General features: G+C 60.9%; 19 protein-coding genes and 1 other RNA gene. 16 read left to right on the top strand and 4 right to left on the bottom strand.

The window, feature by feature from the left end:
• Window positions 1–48 precede the first annotated feature (48 nt).
• Window positions 49–1,452, bottom strand: coding sequence for a 3-isopropylmalate dehydratase large subunit (leuC, locus tag KGJ62_03810; GenBank protein ID MDE2125694.1), 1,404 nt, complete (start codon window positions 1,450–1,452; stop codon window positions 49–51).
• Window positions 1,453–1,509: 57 nt separating this feature from the next.
• Window positions 1,510–1,740 (bottom strand): hypothetical protein, encoded by a 231-nt coding sequence (locus KGJ62_03815; GenBank protein MDE2125695.1) that lies wholly within the window; start codon window positions 1,738–1,740, stop codon window positions 1,510–1,512.
• Between the two features lie 208 nt (window positions 1,741–1,948).
• On the opposite strand from KGJ62_03815, the gene KGJ62_03820 reads away from it, so the two are divergent.
• From KGJ62_03820 to rpoD, 11 genes are all read left to right on the top strand, one after another.
• A complete protein-coding gene (locus KGJ62_03820; protein MDE2125696.1) occupies window positions 1,949–3,133 on the top strand; it encodes an aminotransferase class I/II-fold pyridoxal phosphate-dependent enzyme in 1,185 nt (394 codons plus the stop codon).
• Complete coding sequence (locus KGJ62_03825; GenBank protein ID MDE2125697.1) at window positions 3,130–4,341, top strand: hypothetical protein; 1,212 nt, start codon at window positions 3,130–3,132, stop codon at window positions 4,339–4,341. The genes KGJ62_03820 and KGJ62_03825 overlap by 4 nt, the downstream gene beginning before the upstream one ends.
• 90 nt (window positions 4,342–4,431) lie before the next feature.
• Window positions 4,432–6,498: a squalene--hopene cyclase gene (shc, locus tag KGJ62_03830; GenBank protein ID MDE2125698.1), complete on the top strand. Its 2,067-nt coding sequence runs from the start codon at window positions 4,432–4,434 to the stop codon at window positions 6,496–6,498.
• Between the two features lie 94 nt (window positions 6,499–6,592).
• Window positions 6,593–6,693, top strand: an RNA gene (gene ffs / locus KGJ62_03835) — signal recognition particle sRNA small type.
• A 90-nt stretch (window positions 6,694–6,783) separates the two neighbouring features.
• A complete protein-coding gene (gene dnaX, locus KGJ62_03840; GenBank protein ID MDE2125699.1) occupies window positions 6,784–8,427 on the top strand; it encodes a DNA polymerase III subunit gamma/tau in 1,644 nt (547 codons plus the stop codon).
• Window positions 8,428–8,437: 10 nt separating this feature from the next.
• Window positions 8,438–8,800 (top strand): YbaB/EbfC family nucleoid-associated protein, encoded by a 363-nt coding sequence (locus tag KGJ62_03845; GenBank protein MDE2125700.1) that lies wholly within the window; start codon window positions 8,438–8,440, stop codon window positions 8,798–8,800.
• Window positions 8,801–8,829: 29 nt separating this feature from the next.
• The gene (recR, locus tag KGJ62_03850; GenBank protein MDE2125701.1) at window positions 8,830–9,426 is read left to right on the top strand and encodes a recombination mediator RecR; all 597 of its coding nucleotides are present in this window, start codon (window positions 8,830–8,832) and stop codon (window positions 9,424–9,426) included.
• A gap of 14 nt (window positions 9,427–9,440) precedes the next feature.
• Window positions 9,441–10,337, top strand: coding sequence for a pyridoxal 5'-phosphate synthase lyase subunit PdxS (gene pdxS, locus KGJ62_03855; GenBank protein MDE2125702.1), 897 nt, complete (start codon window positions 9,441–9,443; stop codon window positions 10,335–10,337).
• A 12-nt stretch (window positions 10,338–10,349) separates the two neighbouring features.
• Entirely contained in the window at window positions 10,350–11,858 is a 1,509-nt protein-coding gene (locus tag KGJ62_03860; protein MDE2125703.1) for a carboxypeptidase M32, read from the top strand.
• Window positions 11,859–11,884: 26 nt separating this feature from the next.
• Complete coding sequence (gene dnaG, locus KGJ62_03865; GenBank protein ID MDE2125704.1) at window positions 11,885–13,768, top strand: DNA primase; 1,884 nt, start codon at window positions 11,885–11,887, stop codon at window positions 13,766–13,768.
• A 38-nt stretch (window positions 13,769–13,806) separates the two neighbouring features.
• Entirely contained in the window at window positions 13,807–14,880 is a 1,074-nt protein-coding gene (gene rpoD / locus KGJ62_03870) for an RNA polymerase sigma factor RpoD (protein ID MDE2125705.1), read from the top strand.
• 12 nt (window positions 14,881–14,892) lie between these two features.
• On the opposite strand, the gene KGJ62_03875 is transcribed toward rpoD, so the two are convergent.
• Entirely contained in the window at window positions 14,893–16,227 is a 1,335-nt protein-coding gene (locus KGJ62_03875) for a DUF2088 domain-containing protein (GenBank protein ID MDE2125706.1), read from the bottom strand.
• Between the two features lie 305 nt (window positions 16,228–16,532).
• Between KGJ62_03875 and KGJ62_03880 the strand changes: the two genes are divergently transcribed.
• From KGJ62_03880 to KGJ62_03890, 3 genes are read left to right on the top strand one after another with little or no spacing between them, the layout of a single operon-like run.
• The gene (locus KGJ62_03880; protein MDE2125707.1) at window positions 16,533–17,594 is read left to right on the top strand and encodes a Gfo/Idh/MocA family oxidoreductase; all 1,062 of its coding nucleotides are present in this window, start codon (window positions 16,533–16,535) and stop codon (window positions 17,592–17,594) included.
• 33 nt (window positions 17,595–17,627) lie between these two features.
• On the top strand, window positions 17,628–19,073 hold the full coding sequence (locus KGJ62_03885) for a DUF1501 domain-containing protein (GenBank protein ID MDE2125708.1): 1,446 nt from the start codon (window positions 17,628–17,630) through the stop codon (window positions 19,071–19,073).
• 30 nt (window positions 19,074–19,103) lie between these two features.
• Window positions 19,104–19,523, top strand: coding sequence for an HIT family protein (locus KGJ62_03890; protein ID MDE2125709.1), 420 nt, complete (start codon window positions 19,104–19,106; stop codon window positions 19,521–19,523).
• A gap of 129 nt (window positions 19,524–19,652) precedes the next feature.
• On the opposite strand, the gene KGJ62_03895 is transcribed toward KGJ62_03890, so the two are convergent.
• Window positions 19,653–20,504 (bottom strand): phytanoyl-CoA dioxygenase family protein, encoded by an 852-nt coding sequence (locus KGJ62_03895; protein ID MDE2125710.1) that lies wholly within the window; start codon window positions 20,502–20,504, stop codon window positions 19,653–19,655.
• Between the two features lie 127 nt (window positions 20,505–20,631).
• On the opposite strand from KGJ62_03895, the gene KGJ62_03900 reads away from it, so the two are divergent.
• Both KGJ62_03900 and KGJ62_03905 read left to right on the top strand, forming a co-directional pair.
• Window positions 20,632–21,315, top strand: coding sequence for a metal-dependent transcriptional regulator (locus KGJ62_03900; protein MDE2125711.1), 684 nt, complete (start codon window positions 20,632–20,634; stop codon window positions 21,313–21,315).
• The gene (locus tag KGJ62_03905) at window positions 21,312–22,649 is read left to right on the top strand and encodes an Nramp family divalent metal transporter (GenBank protein ID MDE2125712.1); all 1,338 of its coding nucleotides are present in this window, start codon (window positions 21,312–21,314) and stop codon (window positions 22,647–22,649) included. The genes KGJ62_03900 and KGJ62_03905 overlap by 4 nt, the downstream gene beginning before the upstream one ends.
• Window positions 22,650–22,715 lie beyond the last annotated feature (66 nt).

Below are 22,715 nucleotides of genomic sequence, written 5' to 3' on the forward strand. Positions count from 1 at the left end.
TACAGGTCCTCCTCCATTGCCGGACCCGGCGCCATGGCCCAACGGAGTTTACGACAGGTAATCGCGCACATCCGTCAGCCTGCCCGCTAACGCTGCTGCCGCCGCCATTGCCGGGCTGCAAAGGTGCGTTCTTCCGCCCTTGCCCTGTCGGCCCTCATAGTTTCGGTTTGAGGTGCTGGCGCAGCGCTCGCCCGGCAGCAGGATATCATCGTTCATGCCCAGGCACATCGAGCATCCGGCTTCCCTCCACTCAAACCCTGCATCCAGAAATGTGCGATCCAGCCCCTCGCGCTCCGCTTGCAGCCTTACAGGAGTTGAACCGGGTACCACAATCGCATGGATCCGCTGGTGAACCTTGTGCCCGCGAACCACCTCCGCCGCAGCCCGCAGGTCCTCGATCCTGCTGTTGGTGCACGATCCGATGAAAACGCGGTCGATCAAGAGCCTGTTCAGTGGCTCGCCACCTTCCAGGCCCATGTATGCAAGCGCTCTCGCCGCGGCCTGCCGCGCTCCTTCGTCGGCAAACTCCTCAGGTAGTGGTGCGGAACCTGTTATTGGCGCAGCCATCCCGGGATTTGTGCCCCAGGTAACGTAGGGTGCAAGTTGAGAAGTATCCATCTCAACGGTCCGGTCGTAAATGGCGCCCGCATCGGACGGCAGCCGCAGCCACGCCGCCGAGGCTTCTTCCCAATGAGCGCCTGCGGGCGCCGCAGCTTTGTTCTTCAAGTAGGCCAAAGTTGCGCCGTCGGGCGCAACCATCCCCGCTCTGGCGCCGGCCTCGATGCTCATGTTGCAAACCGTCATGCGTCCTTCCATGCTCAAGCCGCGAATGGTGTCGCCGGTATACTCCACGACAAACCCCGAAGCGCCATCTGTGCCCAGCGCGGCAATAACGCTCAGCACCAGGTCCTTTGCAGTAGTGCCGCGTGGCAAACCACCGTTCAGCCGCAGCTCCATGGTCTTCGGCATCTGCTGCGGCAGCGTCTGCGTGGCAAGTACGTGCTCTACCTCGCTGGTGCCGATTCCAAAAGCGAGTGCACCGAACGCGCCGTGCGTACTGGTGTGGCTGTCTCCACAAACGATGGTCATCCCCGGCTGCGTCATACCCATCTCAGGACCGATGACGTGCACAACGCCTTGCAGCGGCGATCTCAGGTCGTGCAGAACGATTCCGGTTTCGCTGCAGTTTCGCTGCAGCGCCTCCAATTGCTGACGGGCCACGGCATCCACTACCGGGGCCAGCCGATCCCGCGTTGAAACGTTATGGTCCATCGTCGCCAGCGTCAAATCCGGGCGGCGTACGCTTCGTCCGGCCATGCGTAAGCCTTCGAATGCCTGGGGCGACGTGACTTCATGCACCAGGTGCAGGTCGATGAACAGCAGGTCGGGTTCACCTGCTGTGCGGCGCACAACGTGCGCATCCCAAATCTTCTCTAGTAGTGTTCTCGGCATGCTTGCCAGTCCGCCTTGATGCAGTATAGCCGATTGTCGGATGACGGCCCGGCGAGGCTATTCGTCCTCGCTGCTGTCGTCGAACTCCATCAGCCGTCTCAGCTGGTCGGCGCGGTTCGAAGCGCCGGCTTCGCGCGTGCGTAGCGCATCAATATCCTTTACGGCTACATACACCTGCTTGACGCCGTCCAGGTCAACTCCGCCGATATTCAGCACCAACCATCCGTCGGTACTGCTGTGGCCCGGCATTGTGCGCGAAAACTGCATGCGACCGGAAGGAAACAGCATGGCTAAACTCCTTTTTAGACCGGCGGCCCGGTTTGACAGTCTTTTCGAACGTGGTCTATACTAGCCAATCTCGGCTTGTTGCCGTTTGGCCCGGTTCGTCCCACATGGTGCCGATCATCCTGCGCGACGCGCGCCACATCAACCTCGTCGCTGGCGAACCGGCGGTATCCGTTGACGGCTCACACCGTCGCTTGCCGGATTGCGGCCGATGACAGCGCCGGCCATGCCGCTGAATGTAGCGGTTGAAGCCTGTCCGCCCTCCGGCATCCGACGCTACTTTGATGTTGAGCGGCGAATGCCGGGCAGCATATCCCTTGGAGTCGGCGAGCCGGACTTCAGCACTCCGGAGCCAATCCGCAACGCCGTAATCGCATCGCTTCAATCGGGTGAGACCTCGTACACCGCAAACAGTGGCCTGCCGGAACTTCGCGACGCCATCTGCCGGATGACCGCATCCTCCATCGATGTGGAGTACGATCCGGAAACGGAATGCCTGGTAACCGTTGGAGTCTCTGAGGGGCTGGACCTTGCCCTCCGCGCACTTTTGAACGCCGGCGACCAGGTAGTTGTGGCCGAGCCATGTTACGTGTCGTATATACCCTGTATCCGCTTTGCTGGAGGCGTTGCAGTAACCGTGCCGACCAGCGCGTCGGAAGGATTTCGTTGCGATCCTGAGCGCGTTCTGGGCGCGATAACACCGCGCACCAAAGCCATCCTGGTTGCATCACCTGCCAATCCCACAGGCGTCACGCAGAGTATTGACGATTTGAAAGCGATTGTTGATATCGCGGAAAAGTACGGTTTGTACATCATTTCCGATGAGATCTATGCGCGGCTGCGGTACGAAGGAGTGCACTCTAGTGCGGCTCAGTTCAACCGCGAGCGAACCATCCTTCTCAACGGATTCTCCAAAGCATACGCCATGACCGGATGGCGTGTTGCCTATGCCTGCGCTCCGCAACGCGTACTTTCATTGCTGGCGCGCATCCATCAGTACACCATGCTGTGCGCTCCCCGAGTTTCTCAGGTCGCTGCGTTGGAGGCCCTTCGTGTTGGCGAACCGTTCGTTCAAGCTATGCTGCAGGAATATGATGATCGGCGCCGTTTCGTGGTGCAAGCGCTGCATACCGCGGGTTTGCCGTGTGTGACGCCGACCGGCGCCTTCTATGCTTTTCCCGACATTCGACCAACCGGCTTGACGTCGGACCGGTTTTGTGAGCGGCTCCTCGATGAGCAGCAACTTGCGGTTGTGCCCGGCAGCGCCTTTGGAAGCGCTGGCGAAGGCCATATACGCTGCTCATACGCGGCGTCAATGCAAAAGCTGCAAACCGCTATGGAGCGGCTGACGCAGTTTGTCCAGCCACTGATCCCACGCGAGGCAATTCCGCAATGACCATTATCGCGCCGGATGGCGCAACCGACAATCGGCGCGTCGTCCTCATTAAGAGTATTGCAACACATAATCGCTTTTACGCATTGGTCGAGCCCGACAGCGGCATCCATAACGCCGATACAGTGAGTTCCATTCCCGAACACCTGGTTCTGGGAATCGCCTATCCGTGCCTGGAGGATGGGCTGAACGATTTTGCCGTTATCCGCACCACATTTGAAACGCTGGATGTATTTCCCGCCGACGATCCCATCCGCCCGGAGATGTTGGAGATCATCGACGATGCAAAGGCCAACCTGCTGCGGCGTCTCCAGGAACTGGCAGACAAGTTTCGAGATCGAAAAGCACACTTTTTGGGTACGGAATACACCGAATTCAAGCGCTCAGCTATCGATATCATTCAACGTGGATGCCCGCGCCGGAATCTCGACAGCATGATGAAGCTGAACGTGTTTGGCTCGGTCGCCGCCTCGGAAGCAGCGCTTGGCTCCGGCGGCGATGACCTGATGTATCGGCTTGAAATTCAATACCGTGATGCCGCCGAGCTCGTCGGACTTTCGCCTCGCGAGTTTATCGTCGGCCTGTTCGGCGAGATCATTCAGAGCGTCATTGACACGGCCAACTACCAGAACCGATACCTTTTCGACCGCAACGTGTTCCAAAAGTTCATCGCGGTGATGTTTATCAACTACGCAACCACCGACCCGATGTTCTATGGCATTAACAAAAAAGACTACGCCGTGTCCGGCGATCGCGATATGGACGATACGCCTCTGTATGTGGCGATCGGCCGCGAACTGCGAGATATCGAAGCCGGTCGTATTGACGTTTCATCCGCGGAACACGGCGGACTTGAGGGAATAACCCAACAGCCCACATCCACGACACAAAGGCTCGACACGATCCAGCTGCCGGCCCAGGAAGAGCCTGCCGCGCAGGTCCTGCGCGCGGCATTCACCGATTTTGACACGGCATCGGAACTGCTGCCCAGCGAACTGGTGCTCGAGGATGTCCTTCTCGGTCCGCTCACTTCTCTATGCTCGGCGGCATCCTTGCTGGGCAGGAAAAACGACCCGGAAACGCAGCGGTTTGCTCGCGTGGTTCTGGCAGATGCATCGCGTATTGTGCAGGAGTTGAAACGCCTGGGCACCATATCGGAATTGGTAAATGACCCGGCTGCCCGCGAATTGGAGAGGCTCGGTAATCTGTGACACAGCGGCGCTCGCCAGCGGCGTATTGCGGAGGTCTCCGTTGAGCGCACCGGCGATTGTGTTGAAGTCAATTGGAAGGACAACTCGCCGTTGACCACGCATGCAGACCACACCAGCGCCGCACGTTTGCAGGAGACCTCGGCAACTGTGCCGTGGCGGAATCTGGCGAACAGCGGCTCGGGGGTGTTGAATCGCGTCCACGCTGCCATCGCGCACGCCACCCGGCGCCTGCTGGACCAGCAGCGGCCGGAGGGGTGCTGGGTGGCGGAACTGGAAGGGGACACAATCCTCGAAAGCGAGTATATCCTTCTCCTGCAGTTCCTCGGTAAGCGAGATCCCGAGAAGTTCCGCAAACTGGCGAACTACATCCGCCGCTGGCAGCATGCCGACGGATACTGGCCAATTTACCCCGGCGGTCCACCGGACGTAAGCGCGTCGGTCAAGGCATACTTCGCGTGCAAGCTTGCCGGATATACCGGAACCGAGGCCTTTATGCGCCGCGCCCGCAAAGCTATTCTCAAGGCCGGCGGCGTTACCACCTGTAACACGTTCACCAAGCTGTATCTCTCGATGTTTGGGCAGTACGATTGGCACGGCGTGCCCACAATCCCGCCCGAAACCATCCTGCTGCCGCCCTGGTTTTACTTTAATATCTACGCCATGTCATCCTGGTCACGCGCAATCCTCGTTCCGCTGGCCGTGATGAACGCGCGCAAGCCGTTTCGGGCCGTACCCCGTGATGCCTCAATCGACGAACTTTTCGTCGGTGGCCGTGATAAGCGGCGGATGAAACTGCACTGGGACCGCCATCCGTTGAGCTGGCGCAACGTCTTTCTGGTGGTCGATAGACTCCTCAAGTTATACGATGCCAGCCCGGTGAAGCCGTTCCGGAAGCTGGCCCTGCAGCGCTCACTGCAGTGGCTCATCACCCGTGAGGATGGTAGCGGCGGCTTGGGCGCCATCTTCCCGGCAATGACGCATGCCATCATGGCCTACAAATGCATGGGCCTGGCTGACGACCACCCGGTCGTCAAAAAGGAGTTGGCCGAACTTGCTGCGTTCGAAATTGAGCACGATGACACGATCCGCCTCCAGCCATGCGTCTCTCCGGTCTGGGATACAGCCATCTCAGTGAATGCATTGATGGATGCCGGCGTTCCAGCCGACCATGACGCCATCCGTTCGGCCCGAAGCTGGTTGATCTCCAAGCAGACCAGCACCAAAGGTGATTGGGCCGTCTCGGTGAGGAACGTGGAGCCCGGCGGCTGGTTTTTTGAAGACGAAAACGAGTTCTATCCCGACGTGGATGACACCGTGATGGTTCTTATGGCCCTGTACAAGAGTTCCTGTCCCTCCGGAGAGCACTGGTCCGATGCGCCGGCGGAAGTCCGTGGCGCCATGGAGCGGGCGCTGAATTGGGTGTTTGCGATGCAGAACCGCGATGGCGGGTGGGCCAGCTTCGATAAGAACAACAACAAAACTCTTTTTCAATACGTGCCGTATGCCGACCACAACGCGATGCTCGACCCGTCGTCCGTCGATATCACGGCACGTACGCTGGAGATGTGCTCATTCTACAGCTTGGGCCGCTCCGACCGGCGCGTGCAGCGGGCGCTCAACTACATCTATCGAGAACAAGATGCCGATGGTTCGTTTTTTGGCCGTTGGGGCGTGAACTTCATTTACGGCACGTGGCAGGCGCTGCGCGGTTTGGCGCTCATCGGCGAGGACATGGATGCGGAGCCCGTACAGCGGGCTGTGCGCTGGCTTCAGAGTGTGCAGAACGACGACGGAGGGTGGGGCGAAACCTGCGGCTCCTACGATGACGGACATCCCAAGGCCACCGGTCCCAGCACACCTTCACAGGCCGCGTGGGCACTGATGGGGCTCTTCAGCGGTGGCGACTACACGAGCGATACCGTCCAGCGCGGCGTCGATTATCTGTTGCGCGGGCAAAACGCCGATGGCACGTGGGAGGAAGACGCATTTACAGGAACAGGCTTCCCACGCGTCTTTTATCTGCGATACCACTACTATTGTCACTACTTTCCACTTTGGGCACTTGCACAGTACTACCGCGTACGCTCCGGAGGTGTCCCGGATCCATTGATCCCGGAGCTGCCGGCCGGCGAGAGGTTTGCGAACCTCGAAGTCTGACGCGTTCCGCACTCCTCCGGCCCACGGTTTACTGCGCTCCGTGCCTTTGTGCGGGCGGCTTTGGTATAATGGAGCCGTGCGCCGCGGCATTGAGAGCCGGGCCAGACGCAGCAGCAGGCCGACGAACCGTGTCAGGATCGGAAGGTAGCAGCACTAAGCCGGACCTCCTGTGTGCGCTCTGATAACCCGGCTCTGAATGCCGCGCGCCGCAATCCGGAAATATGGCCAAACTGCCGTGAATGGAGCGCCAGCCGGCGTTCCATTCACGGCAGTTTCCCTTATGGCATGACCTACGTAGCCCTATACCGCAAATACCGATCGCAAACGTTCGATGAAGTGATGGGCCAGGAGCACATCACCACCACGCTTCGAAACGCCATCCGGCTCGGCCGAATCGGGCATGCATACCTCTTCTACGGAGCGCGAGGTTGTGGCAAAACCAGCACGGCAAGGCTGCTGGCCCGCGCCGTGAACTGCGCGGCCGGCGATGGTCCCACGCCGGATCCGTGCGGCGTCTGCTCAATCTGCACATCGATCCGAGCCGGTAGCTGTATGGATGTTATGGAAATGGACGCTGCCAGCGAAACGGGCATCGACGATGTGCGCGAAAAGGTAATTGAGAATGTGCAGTATGCGCCTGTAGAGGCGCGCTATCGCGTGTACATCATCGACGAAGTCCACGACCTCTCGGCGAAAGCCTTTGACGCGCTCCTCAAAACCCTTGAGGAGCCACCGCCTCATGTCATATTCATTCTTGCAACCACCGAACTTCAGAAGGTTCCCGTTACGATACGGTCGCGCTGCCAGCCGTTCCATTTTCGCCGCGGCGGTATCGATGATCTTGCGAGAGCGGTACAGCGTGTCGTGGATGCTGAAGCGATCACGGCCGACGCGGCAGCCGTTCGCGCAATTGCTCGGGCTGCGGACGGCTCGTGGCGCGACGCTCTCTCCATCCTCGAACAGGTGCTCGCTTACTCCGACGGCGGCATCACGCTCGAGACGGTGGAGCGCGCCATCGGCGCCGTAAGCGCCGATATGTTGGACCGGATCGCCGATGCCATTGTCGCGGCCGAGTGGGATACGACGCTGGCATTATCAGCAACTCTGGTTGACGGTGGCCGCGACATACGGCAACTTATCTCGGGCCTTGCATTTTATCTACGCGACTTGATGTTGGTGGCTGTCGGCGCCCGGGGCACGGCGGAGGCGGAACTGGGAAAGGAGCGCGTCGATGCGCTTGCCGCGCGGGCGGCAAAACTGTCGCCTGCCATCATCCTGAGGATGATGGATCAAATCGCACAGGCCGAACGTGACATGCGCGTTACCAGCCAGCACCGATGGCTCTTTGAGCGCACGCTGCTCGAGATGTGCGTACTCGTTCAGGCGGATCCCGGCGCCGCTGCATTACCTCGCGACGCGAACAGCCGTAGCGAAGCGCCGGTACCGGCAGATCGGCCGCGCGCGACCACGGGCGCCACGCATCCACCGAGCTCACCCACAACGCCCGCCCCTGCTCCAATGGCGCAGTTCGCCGAACCGATTACGGCGGCCGCGCTTACACGTGTCTGGAGCGACTTCGTAGCTGCATTCAAGACGGTCAGCAAGCTGGGCGCTGCCTATCTCGCACACGCAAAGGTCGAGTCGGCGGAACAGCAAGTGATCCGCCTGGCGTTCGACGATCCCGCCATTCTGGAGCGTGTTGTGCTGAAGCGCAACCTGGTGGAAGAGCGCCTTAATGCCTTCCTGAACGTGAACGGTTGGACGATTGACTGCGTTGCTGCCGCAACCTCCAAACTTCCGGTGAGTAACTCAGGCGCGCACGGCAAGTCCGACACGGCCGTACCGGGCGAGGCCGATCGGCCGGAGGTGGTGAACTCGGCGCTCCAGCTCTTTGGCGGCGAAGTGGTATCTTCACATCAACTGGAATAAGGAGGCGAAAATGACGCGTTTCGGCGGCCTGCCCGGCGGCTTGGGCTCACTTGGCAACATGCAGAAACTGATGCAGCAGGCGCAAAAGATGCAGCAGGACGCCGCACGCCTGCAGGATGAGATGAAAGACGCAAGGTACCAGGCCAGTTCCGGTGGTGGTGTCGTAACGGCTACGGTGGATGGCTTCGGCCACCTCATCAACCTGGAAATCAAGCCCGAAGTGTGTGATCCGGATGACGTCCAAATGCTGCAGGATCTGGTACTGACGGCGGTTACCGATGCCGCACACACCGCGGAAACCGATCAGCAAAACAGGATGTCGGCAATAACGCAGGAACTCGGAGATCTTAAGTTGCCGCCGGGTCTGGTTTAGCGGACCGGAAGCAGGAGGGTTATCCGTCTTTGCACTATGCGCGACCGCTTGCTCAACTGGTGGCGGAATTGGAGCGTCTTCCGGGCGTGGGGCCAAAATCCGCTCAGCGACTTGCGTTCCACATCTTGAAACGCCCTCAGGAGGAAGTTGACCGGCTGACACAGGCGATGATCCTGGTGAAACAGACGATTCATCTTTGCGATGAGTGCTACAACTTCACCGATAGAGCTACGTGCGAAATCTGCAGCGATTCCCGGCGAGACAGGTCGGTGATCTGCATCGTGGCCGATCCGCGCGACCTCATTGCGATGGAAAAAACGAATGAGTTCAAAGGTCTGTATCACGTTCTACAGGGGGTTATCTCGCCCATGGACAACATCGGGCCCGATGCCCTGCGCATCCGGGAACTCTTTCCACGGGTGGCCGCGGGAGTCCGCGAAGTGATACTGGCTTTGAACCCTACAACCGAGGGTCAAACCACGGCGCTCTATCTTGCCGCGCGCCTCCGCAGTCTTGACGTTAAAGTAACGCAGATATCCCATGGATTGCCGGCCGGTGGAGATCTGGATTATGCCGACCAGGCCACCCTGATTGCCGCCCTGCAGTGGCGGCGCGAAATGAATTAAGGAGGCGAAAGAGAATGAACGACTTCGAAACACAGAAATCTACCTGGCGGACCAAGGTTGGCCTGGCGGAGATGCTCAAGGGCGGCGTGATCATGGACGTGGTCACTGCAGAGCAGGCGGTCATTGCCCAGAAAGCCGGTGCCGTGGCCGTAATGGCACTGGAGCGCGTACCGGCAGATATCCGGCGGGACGGCGGTGTGGCGCGAATGTCGGATCCGCGTATGATCAAGGCGATCATGAATGCTGTTACCATCCCGGTGATGGCCAAATGCAGGATTGGCCACTTTGTGGAAGCGCAGATACTCCAGGCAATTGGCGTGGACTACGTGGATGAGAGCGAAGTGCTGACGCCCGCTGACGAGGAGAACCACGTAGATAAGCACGGATTCAAAGTGCCCTTTGTCTGTGGCTGCCGGAACCTGGGCGAGGCGCTTCGTAGAATCGGAGAAGGCGCCGCGATGATCCGCACCAAGGGTGAGGCCGGCACGGGCAACATTGTGGAGGCGGTACGACATATGCGCTCGGTTACCGGGGAGATGCGTCGCATCCAGAGTTTGCGGCCGGAGGAACTGATGGTGGCCGCCCGTGACTTGAAGGCTCCATATGATCTGGTGGCCGAGATTCACAAAACCGGCAAACTTCCGGTACCCAACTTCAGCGCAGGCGGCGTCGCTACGCCGGCCGACGCCGCTTTGATGATGCAGCTTGGAGCGGAAGCGGTATTCGTAGGTAGCGGCATCTTCAAGTCGGCCGATCCAGCCGATCGAGCGCGCGCTATCGTTGATGCGGTGGCTCACTTTGCCGATGCCGACAAGTTGGCAGAAGCGTCGGACGGCCTTGGCGACGCCATGCCCGGGTTGGATGTGCGAAATATGGACGAATCCGAGCGCATGGCCGTGCGTGGCTGGTAGGTGGCAAGCGAAATGACGACGAGCCTCTCCGAACTCAAGGTCCGCTCAAAACGCATCGCCGATATCAGCGCGGCGCTTGGGCTGCTCGAGTGGGATCAGGAAACCTGCATGCCGCCGGCCGCATCCGCGGCGCGCGGCGACCAGCGCGGCGCGCTGGCCGAGATTGCGCACGAAATGCTTGTTGCGCCTGAAACTTTACGCTTGCTGGAAGGCGCCGAGCGGGAAACTGCCTCCCTGCCGGAGGATTCCAATGACCGGCGTCTGACCGCCGTAGCCCGACGCGACTACGATCACGCCGTAAAAGTGCCGGCGGAGCTGGTCGCCGAGATTTCGCGAGCCAGCAGCATCACGCATGAAGTTTGGGCACGAGCACGCGAAGCCTCAGACTTCGAACTCTTCGCACCGCACCTCGAAACGATGTTCGGATTGGCACGACGCATGGCCGACTGCCTCGGCTATAGCGGCCACGTTTATGACGCGCTTCTCGATCTCTACGAGCCAGGCGCTACGCACGCGGCGATCCGCACCCTGTTTACCGAGTTGCGGCCGCGGCTGGTTGAGCTGACACATGCAATCTCCGCTCGCCCGCCGGTGGACGACTCGCCTCTCCACGGTAGTTTTCCCGTGGATGCGCAGCGTGCGCTCACGCTCAGCGTTGTAGCCGCGCTTGGTTTCGACCTGGCGCGCGGACGGCAGGACGAGGCCGCTCATCCGTTCTGTGCAGGCTTCTCGCATAACGACGTACGGATCACCACACGCTTCAGCACGGCCTATCTTGGCCAGGCCTTATGGTCCTCAATGCATGAAGCGGGTCACGGCATGTACGACCAGGGGTGGCCCGCGGATTGGGAGGGCACGCCGCTTGGTGGTGGCGCCTCACTGGGCATCCATGAAAGCCAGTCGCGGTTGTGGGAGAACGTGGTCGGCCGCAGCCGGCCGTTTTGCCGATGGCTTTTGCCCAAGCTGAAACAGGCCTTTCCAGACCGGTTCAATGCTACCGGCGCCGAGGCGCTCTACCGAGCCGCCAACCGCGTTGTGCCGTCGTTCATTCGCGTTGAAGCCGATGAAGTCACGTACAATCTGCACATCCTGCTGCGGTTTGAACTGGAATCGGAACTGTTGGCCGGCACGCTTGCCATCAAGGACCTGCCGGATGCCTGGAACGACCGAATGGAGCAGTATTTTGGCATCCACCCACGCAGTGCGGCGGAGGGCGTTCTGCAGGATGTGCACTGGTCGGAAGGCCTCATCGGCTACTTCCCGACGTACACGCTTGGCAATATCGTCTCCGGGCAGCTATGGGACGCGTTGACACGTGACATTCCCGCTGTGGATGCCCACATCGAGAACGGGAACTTTGCACCGATCCTTGCCTGGCAGAACAGCCATGTGCACCAATACGGCCGCAAGTATCTGCCCGGCGAACTGGTCCAGCTTGCCACCGGTAAGCCGCTTTCGTCAGAACCGTATGTGGCGTATCTGGTCGGCAAGTACTCCGAACTGTATGATCTGCCGCGATAGCCGACGCGCATCGCACTGGGGTTCACGTGGCGCTTGAGAGCCTGCAGGATGTAAAGGAGAGGGTTCGCGAACGCACAGATATCGTGGCGCTGATTGGTGCGTGCACCAGTCTCAAGCGAGTCGGCCGCTCGTTCGTCGGTCTCTGCCCGTTTCACGATGACCAACATCCCAGCTTCCACGTAAATCCGGACGGCTTCTACAAGTGCTTCGCCTGTGGCGCTTCCGGCGACGTCTTCACCTTTGTTGAGAAAAGGGAGGGGTTGGAGTTTCTGGACGCGCTGGAATGGCTGGCGAACCGGGCCGGTATCGAGTTCAGCCGTGTTGGCCATGCCGGCGCCCGGACCGGTTCTCGCGAGCAGTTGTTTGCGCTCAATAACATTGCTGCGGCATTCTACGAGCAGCAACTGCGTGGCGCATCCAGCGCGCTGGCCTACCTGGAGGGTCGCGGCGTTACCGCGGAGGTTCGCCGGCGCTGGCGAATTGGCTATGCTGCGGAGGGTTGGGAGACGCTGGCCGACCATCTGCGCAGCAGCGGCGCCGATATCGGCGCGGCGGTGCAGGCCGGCCTGGTCCGCAGGCGCAGCAGTTCCGGCTGCTACGACGCGTTTCGTGCCAGGATCATCTTTCCAATCCACGATGTGCTTGGGCGCGTTATAGGCTTCGGTGGACGCGCTTTGGGCGATGAGCAGCCAAAGTACCTCAACACCGAGCAGACTCCCCTGTTTGACAAGTCGCGCACGCTCTACGGCCTGGATCGAGCTCGCTTGCACATCGGCCCCGAATCGCCGGCCGTGCTCGTAGAAGGCTATCTCGACGTCATTGCGGCACACGAAGCGGGTATAGCCCGCTGCGTGGCGCCGCTCGGCACGGCGTTTACAGCCCAGCATGCACTTACACTCGCCCGTTACGGCCCGCGGCTGGTGATATGTTTTGACGCCGATTCTGCAGGCATCAAAGCCGCTCTGCGCGCGGCCGACACCTGGCAGGCGTGCACGGTGGAGCATGAGGCGCCCCTAATTGCATGCCTGCCTCCCGGAGACGACCCGGATACGCTCGTTCGTTCCGGCCGGATTAATGAACTGCATGCGGCAATCGGCAATGCCGCGCCAAGCGTACAGTTCGAGCTTGATTTGCTCCTGGGCCAGCCTAACGCCGGACACACGGCCACCGCGGAGCAGCGTCGGCGAGCCTTCACAGACGCCATCCGGATACTGCGAACGGAACCGTCGGTGGCCGAACGGTCGCGTTATGCGCAGCAGATAGTGCGCCTGCATCCGCTAAACGGCCGCTACTCCACGCCGCAGGTCATCGCGCTCATTCTCGAAGAGATAGCCGGTAGGAGCGCTGCGGTGCGTCCGGCCGGCCGTACGCCCCAACAACGGGCGGCAACGGATGGCGCCGCTGGTCGCAGCGCAGCCGTCGAGCCTGCGGCGCGTCCATTGCCGGGCTGGGAGCGCGCCGAGCGTTGTCTGTTGCGGGGTCTGCTCGATCCGGTACGTCGCCCGGGCCTGCTCAAGCAGCTCAAGCCCGAAATCATGGCCACCGACGCAGGTCGGTACGTGATGGAGTTCGTTGCGAGTGTCGTGCCGGATGGTGCCTCGCTCAGCCTTCAGCAGCTGGGAGAACGGCTGCAGCGCCACGGCGCCGATGGCCACACGGCAGAAGCGGCGTGCAGCCTGGTTGAATCGATGAAGGAGGAAGATGCGGCGCCGCTCGCGAATGAGCCGCTGACGGACGCAGCGCTGGCCGGCTGCATTCTACGACTTCAACAGCGAGCCAGTCAGTGTGAGGCCGAAGAGCTCCGCATTCGGAGCGGATTCGTCGTTACCGGTGCCGACGCCAGGGAGCAATTGGCGCGGGCGCACCAGGTTATGAAGGCGGCCAAACCCTCCGGAACCGCCGAACCGTAGCCCATACTGAACAGCCGCGCTTACGTCTGCGAGAGAGCATGGCATCCCCCATCCCCATTCCCACCGTACCTGTACCGGCTCTCCGTACGCATGGCCATCGGACGCCGGCAGGAGCTGCACTGGCCGTTTGCGTAACCGCGGTGTTGGCGCAGCCCGAGGCCGATCGAGAGGACCTCGAATCGCTGCGCCCGGCCAAAAGCGAACTTGACGATGCTGATTCTGCGCCGCTGGAGGATGAGGACACGGTTGTGGCGGATGTGCCACTGGAAGACTCAGTGCGCGCATGGCTGCGGGAAATCGGGCGCACACCTCTGCTCACGACGGACGACGAGATTCGACTGGCACAGTGCATTGAAGGTGAGTGCGACGCGCCCGTCGCGGCGCGCCAGGCTCGCAACCGTCTTACCGAGGCCAACCTTCGCCTTGTCGTCTCCATCGCGAAGCGTTACAGCGGCCGTGGCCTGTCGTTTTCCGATCTGATTCAGGAAGGCAACATTGGCCTTATTCGAGCCGTTGAGAAGTTCGATTATCGCAAAGGATACAGGTTTAGCACCTATGCCACCTGGTGGATCCGGCAGGCGATTACCCGAGCTATTGCAGACCAGGCTCGAACGGTTCGCCTCCCGGTGCATATGGTTGAGACAATCAACCGATTGATCCGGGCAACATCCAGCCTCCGCCAGTTGACCGGTCGCGAGCCTACACCGGACGAATTGGGTCGCGAACTTGGTGTTTCCGCGGTGCGCGTGCTCGAGATCCAGCGAATTGCCCCGGAGCCGTTGTCCCTGGAAGCACCCGTAGGCGACGACGACGACGCGCGCCTGGCCGATTTTCTGGAAGATCGCGACGCCATCTGCCCCACAGATGCCGCCTGCGCCACCCTGCTGCGTGAACAGATTGACGACGCGCTCAATCACCTTACCAGCCGAGAGCGCGAGGTAGTAGTAATGCGGTTCGGTCTGGCGGATGGCTGTCAGCGCACGCTCGAAGAGGTTGGCAGCCACTTCAAAGTTACGCGGGAGCGGATCCGCCAGATTGAAGTAAAAGCTATCAAGAAGCTACAAAGCCCGCGCTGCAGCGGCCGCTTGCGCGCCAGCCTGGAGTGGCACTGACAGGGCAGCCCATCAAGCATGCTGGGGCAGCAGCCGGTTGAGGTCCAGCGTGCGCGATTCGGGCGAGACACGCAGGGCTGAGTTTGCCCTCGCCTCATCCAACAGCGCAGCGCTGACCTCCATCCACCGTGTGCAGTTGGTATTCCGTATGCGCACCAGACGTACCCGGCGCATATCTCCGCGACCGCAGGAGCCCATCGCCGTCCGGACACAGTCGTCGGCGCTCTCCAGTGGTACCGGAATGCGGCTCTTCAGGATGCCTCCTTCGCCGCTGGTACGCGTATTGGTGAGTGTTGCGTTGAAATCTACCGACTCCAGCAGCGCCCGCGTGGTAACATCGGCCAGACCCAGGCCGGAAGCGTTCCCATGCGAGTCACGGCTCAGGCTCAATACCGCGATCATCCGGACAAGCGGACCGTCCCAGTCGGCCTCCGGAATGCTGGGCATCAGGGCTCGACCGATCACGTGCGTATCCATTCCGGTGCCGCTGATGTTCTTACCCATCTCATCCACCACCAGCACGTCGATTTTGTCGAACGGCAGATGCGGACACATCTTACGGGCGCGTTCCAGTAGTGCCGCCTCGCCGGCCCTTCCGATGTCCGTGGCGCGCAGGGCGTGCACCTCGGCAGTCTCTCCCGCTTGATTCTCCAGGATGGCAATCCCGCCCAGCACGGGAAGTGCGGCCGCCATGTGCCGTGCCACCCGGGGCATTAGCTCGCGAAGACCGTAGGCGCCGTGACGGTGAATGGCCTCTGCCCCGTGCCGCTTGCCGAGGCCAATCGCCAGCATTTTGGCGATGCCGCTCTCAACCGGTCCGCCAAAGTCGGTGTGTGGCTTGATCCTGTTGATCAGCAGTATCCCGTCCGCGCGCGCGGCGTTCTCGTCACACCACACGCTGTGCCCGGCGAACTCACCGGAATCGGTTCCCTCCAGCCTCCCGAGTTCTTTGACGTTCATCGTTGCATGCACCGGCGCACGCACGACATCGGGTAGAATCCCGTAGTCACGCAAAATGGCCTCTTGACCGTCAGCCGTGGCGCCACCGTGGCTGCCCATCGCGGGCACGATAAACGGCACGGCGCCCAGTTCCCGGATGGCGTCTACGGCCGTCGCGGCGATGGCGGCCAGGTTGCGGATTCCGCGGCTGCCGAGGCCAATGGCCACAGATGCGCCGAGTGGCAAGCCGGCTGTTTCCCACAATGCCCTCACAGCGCGAAGTACCTCGTCGGCCACCTCAGATAGATCTGCGCCCCTGGCAGCGTTCGTTTGCTCGACCATCCATACCGGCGGCAGTTCAACATCTGGGTAGGTGAACAATCCGGTGGGAAGTTCCAGTCGCATCATCCGTTCTCCATTTTGAAACACCGATCGATGGCGCCATGCTGTGTTGCCGATCCGGCACGCCTCACGATCACTGCAGTCTTTCGTACATCATATCGCAATATGACGCGCAGGTCGGAATGCGCATGCTCAAATCGGTTAGCGCAGGGCACTATCACCGGATGAGCGACGCGTGGCAGGTTCGGTACGAGCGGGCAAAGCAGCCCTGATAAATCGATATATCACAACCCGAAGGGAAAGCGTATGTCGATGTTGAATTCCTAACATCGGTTAACACATCCTTAAGGTTATCGGAGGCACTTGCAAGGATGCGAGTCATTCAAGCGGGCGTAGGTGGATTCGGCGTGACCTGGCTATATGCGGTGAAGGAGTGCGACGGTTTTGACCACGTTGCACTGGTCGATCCGAGCCGCGAGGCTCTGGATCGGGCCGCCGAGATCGTTCCGGTGCCGCCCGACCGGCGCTTCACCGAGTTGGATGAAGCGCTGAACAGCGTGGAGGCGGATGGACTGATCGATTGCACACCGGCCAGCTGCCACAAAACCACCAGCATCGCAGCGATGAGCCACGGTCTGCACGTGCTGGTGGAAAAGCCAATGGCGGAGGATCTGTTTTCCGCCCGGGCTATTGTTGAGGCTGCAGACGCGCACGACCGCAAACTGATGGTGACGCAACAGTATCGCTACCAGGATCAGCCGCGCGCCGTGCACAAGCTTATCCAAGACGGTGCAATTGGCGAGGTCGATCACGTACTGGTCGAGTTTCAGCTGCAGGGTTTGCTCTCCGGCTGGCGGAAGCAGATGCGCCAGCCGTTCATCATGGATATGGGCATCCACCACTTCGACATGATGCGGTACCTTCTCAAACGTGATGCGGTATCGGTGCGCTGTCGAACATGGAATCCCAGTGTCAGCAACACTCTCGGCGATATGTCAACCTTTGCCTGGATCGACTTCGAGGGTGGCATCAAGGTGAACTACACCGGATCTTACGGCTCGCCGGGTCAGGATACCGGCTGGAATGGCCGGTGGACCATAACGGGCTCACGCGGCACAATCGTCTGGTTTGCGCGTGACGAATGGGGTCCAATTCGGCTCTTCCAGCAGAATGCCGATCTCACGCAATACACCGACATGCACTTCTTTACGCCGTTGCCGGAGCCGTGGGGCGCCGCGATCTGGGCCGAGTCGATCGGTGCAACCGGCCACCAGTTTGACCTGTACCATTGGCGCGCTTGCATCGAGATGAACGTCCAGCCGGAAACCAGCGGCCACGATAATCTGAAAACGCTGGCGATCGCCGCTGCAGCGGTTGAGTCGGCCGAGACAGGTCGCGAAGTTCAACTGGAGCGGATGGCAGTACCGGTATAGTTCAACCTGGGCGTCCCGGAAAGTGAGGGCAGCGTGAGCCACTCCGATTTCTCGCTGGAAGATCTCTTCCTCACTCGCCGACAACTCATCTCGCGGCTCGGGGCGGGGTTTGCCGGCGTAAGCCTGGCCGGTCTGCTTCAAGCGGAAGCTCAAGCCGCAACGAAACCTGACCCGGTCAATCCGCTTGCTCCGCGAATGCCACCCATGAAGGCGACGGCAAAACGCGTCATCTTCCTGTTTATGAACGGCGGCCCGTCGCACGTGGATACGTTCGATCCCAAGCCGATGCTCACCAAATACGATGGTCAGCCGTTGCCGTTTGCCAACCTGCCCACGGAGCGGAAAACCGGCACGGCGTTCAAGTCACCGTTCGGAACGCGCCGATTCGGCCAGAGCGGTATCGAGATTGCGGACATCTTTCCACATATCGGCTCGAGCATCGACGATATCGCCGTTATCCGGTCGATGCATGCCGATGTGCCAAACCACGAACCGTCGCTACTACTGATGAACTGCGGCGATGGTCGCTTGATCCGTCCCAGTATGGGATCCTGGTTGCTATACGGCCTCGGAACGGAGAACCAGAACCTTCCCGGTTTCGTTGCCATGTGCCCAAACGGGTATCCCATCCAGGACACACAGAACTGGGATGCCGGGTTCTTGCCGGGCATCTATGCGGGAACGTATATCGATCCGTCACAAACCGATATCCAGAAGATCATCCAGTACATTCGCAACACCAGTCAAACGCCGACGGAGCAGCGGCAGCAGCTGGACCTGGTGCAGCAGTTGAACCAGCAGCACCTGGCAATGCGTCAGCACGATGCCCGTCTGGAAGCTCGAATCCAGTCATTTGAGCTTGCATTTCGCATGCAAACCGAGGCGACAGACGCGTTTGATGTGAGCAAAGAACCTGAAAGCATTCGCAAGATGTACGGCCCCGGCGTCTACGCGCGGCAGGTCCTCATTGCGCGCCGCCTGCTGGAGCGTGGAGTGCGATACATCCAGCTCTATCAAGGCGCTGGTCAACCCTGGGACGATCACGACGACATTGAAGCAGGTCATCGGCAGTTGGCGCGAGACACCGATCAGCCAATCGGCGCCCTCCTGCGTGATCTGAAACAGCGCGGCATGCTGGAGGATACGTTGGTGATCTGGGGTGGTGAGTTTGGCCGCACACCAACCGTTGAGTTACCAGCCAAAGGGTTGAACGCGGGCAAGAAGAATGGACGTGACCACAATCACTATGGGTTTACCGTGTGGTTGGCCGGTGGAGGCGTGAAAGGCGGACAGGTATGGGGCGCAACCGATGAGTTTGGCTTTCGAGCCGTTGAGAACCCCGTGCACGTGCACGACCTGCACGCGACCATTCTGCGGCTCATGGGTTTCGACCATACCAAATTGACTTACCGGTACGCGGGCCGCGATTTCCGGTTGACCGATGTCTACGGTTCGGTGGTTCAGGGGCTTATGGCCTGACCGCTGCAGCCGGTCACAGGCTCATCCTACATGTCCAGCTGCCCACTGTGCGACCAGTTGGCCACGCCTGATCCGGCCTTTCACGTGGCGCAGTTCGCCTCATCCACGCTGCTGGTTGGCGAGCACCAGTTCTATCCCGGCTATTGCGTTCTCGTGTTGAACCGACACGTTCGAGACATGGTCGATCTGGAACCCGCCGAACAGGCGCTGGTCATGGCAGATTTGATGAAGGCCGCGGAAGCGGTTCAGGCCGCCTATGAACCGTTCAAGCTCAACTATGCCTGTTTCGGAAATCAGGTGCCGCATGTTCACTGGCATATCTTTCCGCGGTTTGCCGGCGAGCACAACCTGTGTGACCAGCCGTTCTCCGCGTCCAGCCACTTCTCCGAATTTCGCACCACGCCTCAGCAGGCGGCCGAGGTAGCGAAGAAGCTCCGGCGCGCGCTATAGCGGCGTCTCGAGCGGCCGATGGTAGCGGAAGGACCCTGGCCGGCAGTCCGGATAGCCGCCGTCCAACTGAGGCCGGCTACGGTACGGATGCTGGCTAAAGACTGACGGCGGTGACTCTGCGTAGGCAGCTTACGCCTGAATGCGCGGGTTCAAGGCGCGCCAATAGTAGCGCAGCCCATCGTCCGGCCAGCCGTCGTACACCTCTTCCCAGCTCGCAACGCCAAGATGCGGCTCCAGGCTGGAAGGGTGGATAGCGTCTGCAGCCCGCTGATAGCGGTAATCCACCGACAGACGGAGTCGATCGGGCGACATATTCGGCAGCGCCTTGTGAATCGTATGGCTGTGGAAGAGTAACACGTCGCCAGTGTCGTAGTCTGCGGTGGCCCATCGCCAAGGCAGTGTGCCTGTCTCCACCGCGGCGCCACCGGCGCCGTCAGCTGCGTGGGTTGCCAGTAGTGGTTCGGCGTGCGAGCCCGGCATAACCGCCAGTCCCCCACGCTCCCGTGGGCAGGCGCCAAGCGGTATCCAGGCCGTCCAGGTATCCGCGCAGCCCCGGACATGGTAGAAGTCCTGATGCGCTGGGGTCGTGAACCGCGTGCAGGCCGGAAAGCTTACTCGCGCAATGTTGCGCGGATGGGCAAGCACTGGGCGTCCTACAATAGCCTCCACTGCGGCTAGCAACGCCGGATGCAACGCCAGCGCGTGGAACCTGCGCAGGCGTTGTATTTCGCGATAGAGCGGCCGGTACTCCGGCGATTGCTCGGTATAAGCCGTTCCAGGCGCCGCCACGCCTTCGCGCGGATCGGTACGCGGATGCAGCCAACCCGCCATTGCGCAGAGGCGCAGAACTTCCAGCCGCAAGGCTGCGATATCGTGTGCCGGCGCGAGCCCGCGCAGTAACAGAACACCTTCTGCAGCGGCGCGCTCGCGTAGAGCTGCCGGTCGGGCCAGCAACGCGGATGCGTCGCCAAGTTCGTCCATAGTCACAGTCTACCGCGTGTTGCCATCTGTCCGGCCATAGCCCGGCTAACGATCTCGCGGTAAAACGGACTTTGCTGCACGCCGTGTGGTACTATGGTTCATGTAATAGTTAACCACGGTTATTATGATGCATAAACCAGAGCTAACCGGGCAATCGCGGGCAACGCGCTCCGTCGAGGACTACATCAAGGCCATCTACCATCTGTCGGCCGAATCGACGGATGCCACCACCCGGAACCTCGCCGGCCGCCTGGCCGTCTCAGGCCCGGCCGTCAGCAAAATGCTGCGGCGTCTCACCGCAATGGGTCTTATCGAGCACGAGCGCGGCCGGCCGGTTCGGCTCAGTTCTACCGGCCGGCTCATGGCGTTGGAGATGGTGCGCCACCACCGGCTTCTGGAGCTCTACCTGGTTGAAGCTCTCGGCTATGGCTGGGATACCGTCCACGATGAGGCCGAGCGACTCGAACACCATATCAGCGAGGAGTTTGAGAATCGGATCGATGCACTGCTCGGTCACCCCACGTTTTGTCCTCATGGCGATCCAATACCCGACTCGAACCTGAGCATTGCGGCCGCTGCCGGCAGAGCGCTCAGCCAGGTGCGGCCGCCGGCGGAGCTGACGGTGATTCGTGTCAGCGACAAGAGCGCGGCGCTGCTCAAATACGTTGCCGGTTTAGGTCTGGTACCAGGCGCGGCGCTTCGTCTTGTGGAGCAGGAGCCATTCGGCGGCTCGTTTGTGGTTGAAGTTGGCGGCAAGGTCGCGCGCCTTGCGCCTTCGGTTGCCGACGCGATTACGGTATCTGCGCGATGAGCGGGGTCGATCCCTGGCGTTTTGTCCGGCCCGTACGCCACAGCCTGGAAGAGGTGTACGCCACCATTCCGATACCGGTTGGCGCTTGGTGGCGCAGGATGCTCGCCTTTGCCGGACCCGGCTTCCTGGTGGCTGTGGGCTATATGGATCCCGGTAACTGGGCAACCGATATCGCCGGCGGCGCGGCCTTTAACTACGCGTTGCTGTCGGTAATCCTTGTCGCGAACTTTGTCGCCGTGTTCCTGCAGGCAATGGCTGCGCGCCTCGGGCTGGTCACCGGTCGCGACCTGGCACAGGCCTGCAGGGAAACCTATTCCCGCCCTGTGGCTATCTTCCTGTGGCTCTGGGCCGAGGTCGGCATTGTGGCATGTGACGTGGCGGAGGTGCTTGGCGCCGCAATCGCGCTCCTACTGCTGTTCCATATTCCTCTGCTGACCGGCGTGGTACTTACCGGTCTGGACGTTTTGATCGTGCTTGCCCTGCAAAACCGGGGATTCAGAGTTATTGAAGCTATTGTAATAACCCTTATAGCCATTATTGTTGTTTTGTTTGGCGTGGAGCTGTTCTTTGCACGGCCGGAATGGGCGGCCGTTTGGCGCGGTTTCTTACCGCACCAGCAGCTTGTCACCAATCCTACTATGCTTTACATTGGGCTGGGCATCGTGGGCGCCACCGTGATGCCGCACAACCTGTTTCTGCACTCCTCTATCGTTCAGACCCGCAAGATTGGGCGCACAGACGCCGACTTGCGCTCCGCGATTCGCTTCGCGCTAGCCGACTCAGCCATTGCCCTCACGATTGCATTGTGCGTGAACGCCGCTATCCTCATCGTGGCGGCCGCGGCGTTTTTCCGCAGCGGCCACCACGAAATCGCCGACATTCAGGGCGCATATCGCATGATATCGCCGGTACTTGGCGTGGCGCTTGCCGCGCCAATCTTTGGCGTTGCGCTCCTTGCCTCAGGACAGGACTCAACCCTCACCGGAACGCTGGCCGGACAGGTGGTGTTGGAAGGCTTCATGCAACTGCGGATTCCGCCGTGGCAGCGCCGGCTGATCTCGCGCGGACTCGCGATTGTACCGGCTGTGCTCGTCATTGCATGGGCCGGACCGAATGCTACCGGCGGCCTTATGATTTTCAGTCAGGTAGTTCTCTCGGCGGCGCTCATCTTCGCCGTAGTTCCACTCGTCACTATTACGGGCGACCGGAAGCGCATGGGCAACTTTGTCAACACCCGCGCAAACACGATTGCCGGTTGGCTCATGGCCGCGGCGCTCGCCGTTACCAACGTCTGGCTGGCCGTGACCACGCTGCTGCCGATGCTGCGCCACTGAGGCTCCGTGCCGCGAGACACTGCCGTTGTTTGACTAGCTCGCCCAGCGCAACGTATAATTGCAGTT

It is taken from the genome of Armatimonadota bacterium (assembly GCA_028871815.1).
Taxonomy (GTDB): Bacteria; Armatimonadota; Chthonomonadetes; order Chthonomonadales; family Chthonomonadaceae; genus REEB205.

Bases quoted from the DNA above. Each gene is read 5' to 3' on its own strand.
- leuC (MDE2125694.1), bottom strand. From the start codon at position 1,452: ATGCCGAGAACACTACTAGAGAAGATTTGGGATGCGCACGTTGTGCGC.
- KGJ62_03815 (MDE2125695.1), bottom strand. From the start codon at position 1,740: ATGCTGTTTCCTTCCGGTCGCATGCAGTTTTCGCGCACAATGCCGGGC.
- KGJ62_03820 (MDE2125696.1), top strand. From the start codon at position 1,949: ATGACAGCGCCGGCCATGCCGCTGAATGTAGCGGTTGAAGCCTGTCCG.
- KGJ62_03825 (MDE2125697.1), top strand. From the start codon at position 3,130: ATGACCATTATCGCGCCGGATGGCGCAACCGACAATCGGCGCGTCGTC.
- dnaX (MDE2125699.1), top strand. From the start codon at position 6,784: ATGACCTACGTAGCCCTATACCGCAAATACCGATCGCAAACGTTCGAT.
- KGJ62_03845 (MDE2125700.1), top strand. From the start codon at position 8,438: ATGACGCGTTTCGGCGGCCTGCCCGGCGGCTTGGGCTCACTTGGCAAC.
- pdxS (MDE2125702.1), top strand. From the start codon at position 9,441: ATGAACGACTTCGAAACACAGAAATCTACCTGGCGGACCAAGGTTGGC.
- KGJ62_03860 (MDE2125703.1), top strand. From the start codon at position 10,350: ATGACGACGAGCCTCTCCGAACTCAAGGTCCGCTCAAAACGCATCGCC.
- rpoD (MDE2125705.1), top strand. From the start codon at position 13,807: ATGGCATCCCCCATCCCCATTCCCACCGTACCTGTACCGGCTCTCCGT.
- KGJ62_03875 (MDE2125706.1), bottom strand. From the start codon at position 16,227: ATGATGCGACTGGAACTTCCCACCGGATTGTTCACCTACCCAGATGTT.
- KGJ62_03880 (MDE2125707.1), top strand. From the start codon at position 16,533: ATGCGAGTCATTCAAGCGGGCGTAGGTGGATTCGGCGTGACCTGGCTA.
- KGJ62_03890 (MDE2125709.1), top strand. From the start codon at position 19,104: ATGTCCAGCTGCCCACTGTGCGACCAGTTGGCCACGCCTGATCCGGCC.
- KGJ62_03895 (MDE2125710.1), bottom strand. From the start codon at position 20,504: ATGGACGAACTTGGCGACGCATCCGCGTTGCTGGCCCGACCGGCAGCT.
- KGJ62_03900 (MDE2125711.1), top strand. From the start codon at position 20,632: ATGCATAAACCAGAGCTAACCGGGCAATCGCGGGCAACGCGCTCCGTC.
- KGJ62_03905 (MDE2125712.1), top strand. From the start codon at position 21,312: ATGAGCGGGGTCGATCCCTGGCGTTTTGTCCGGCCCGTACGCCACAGC.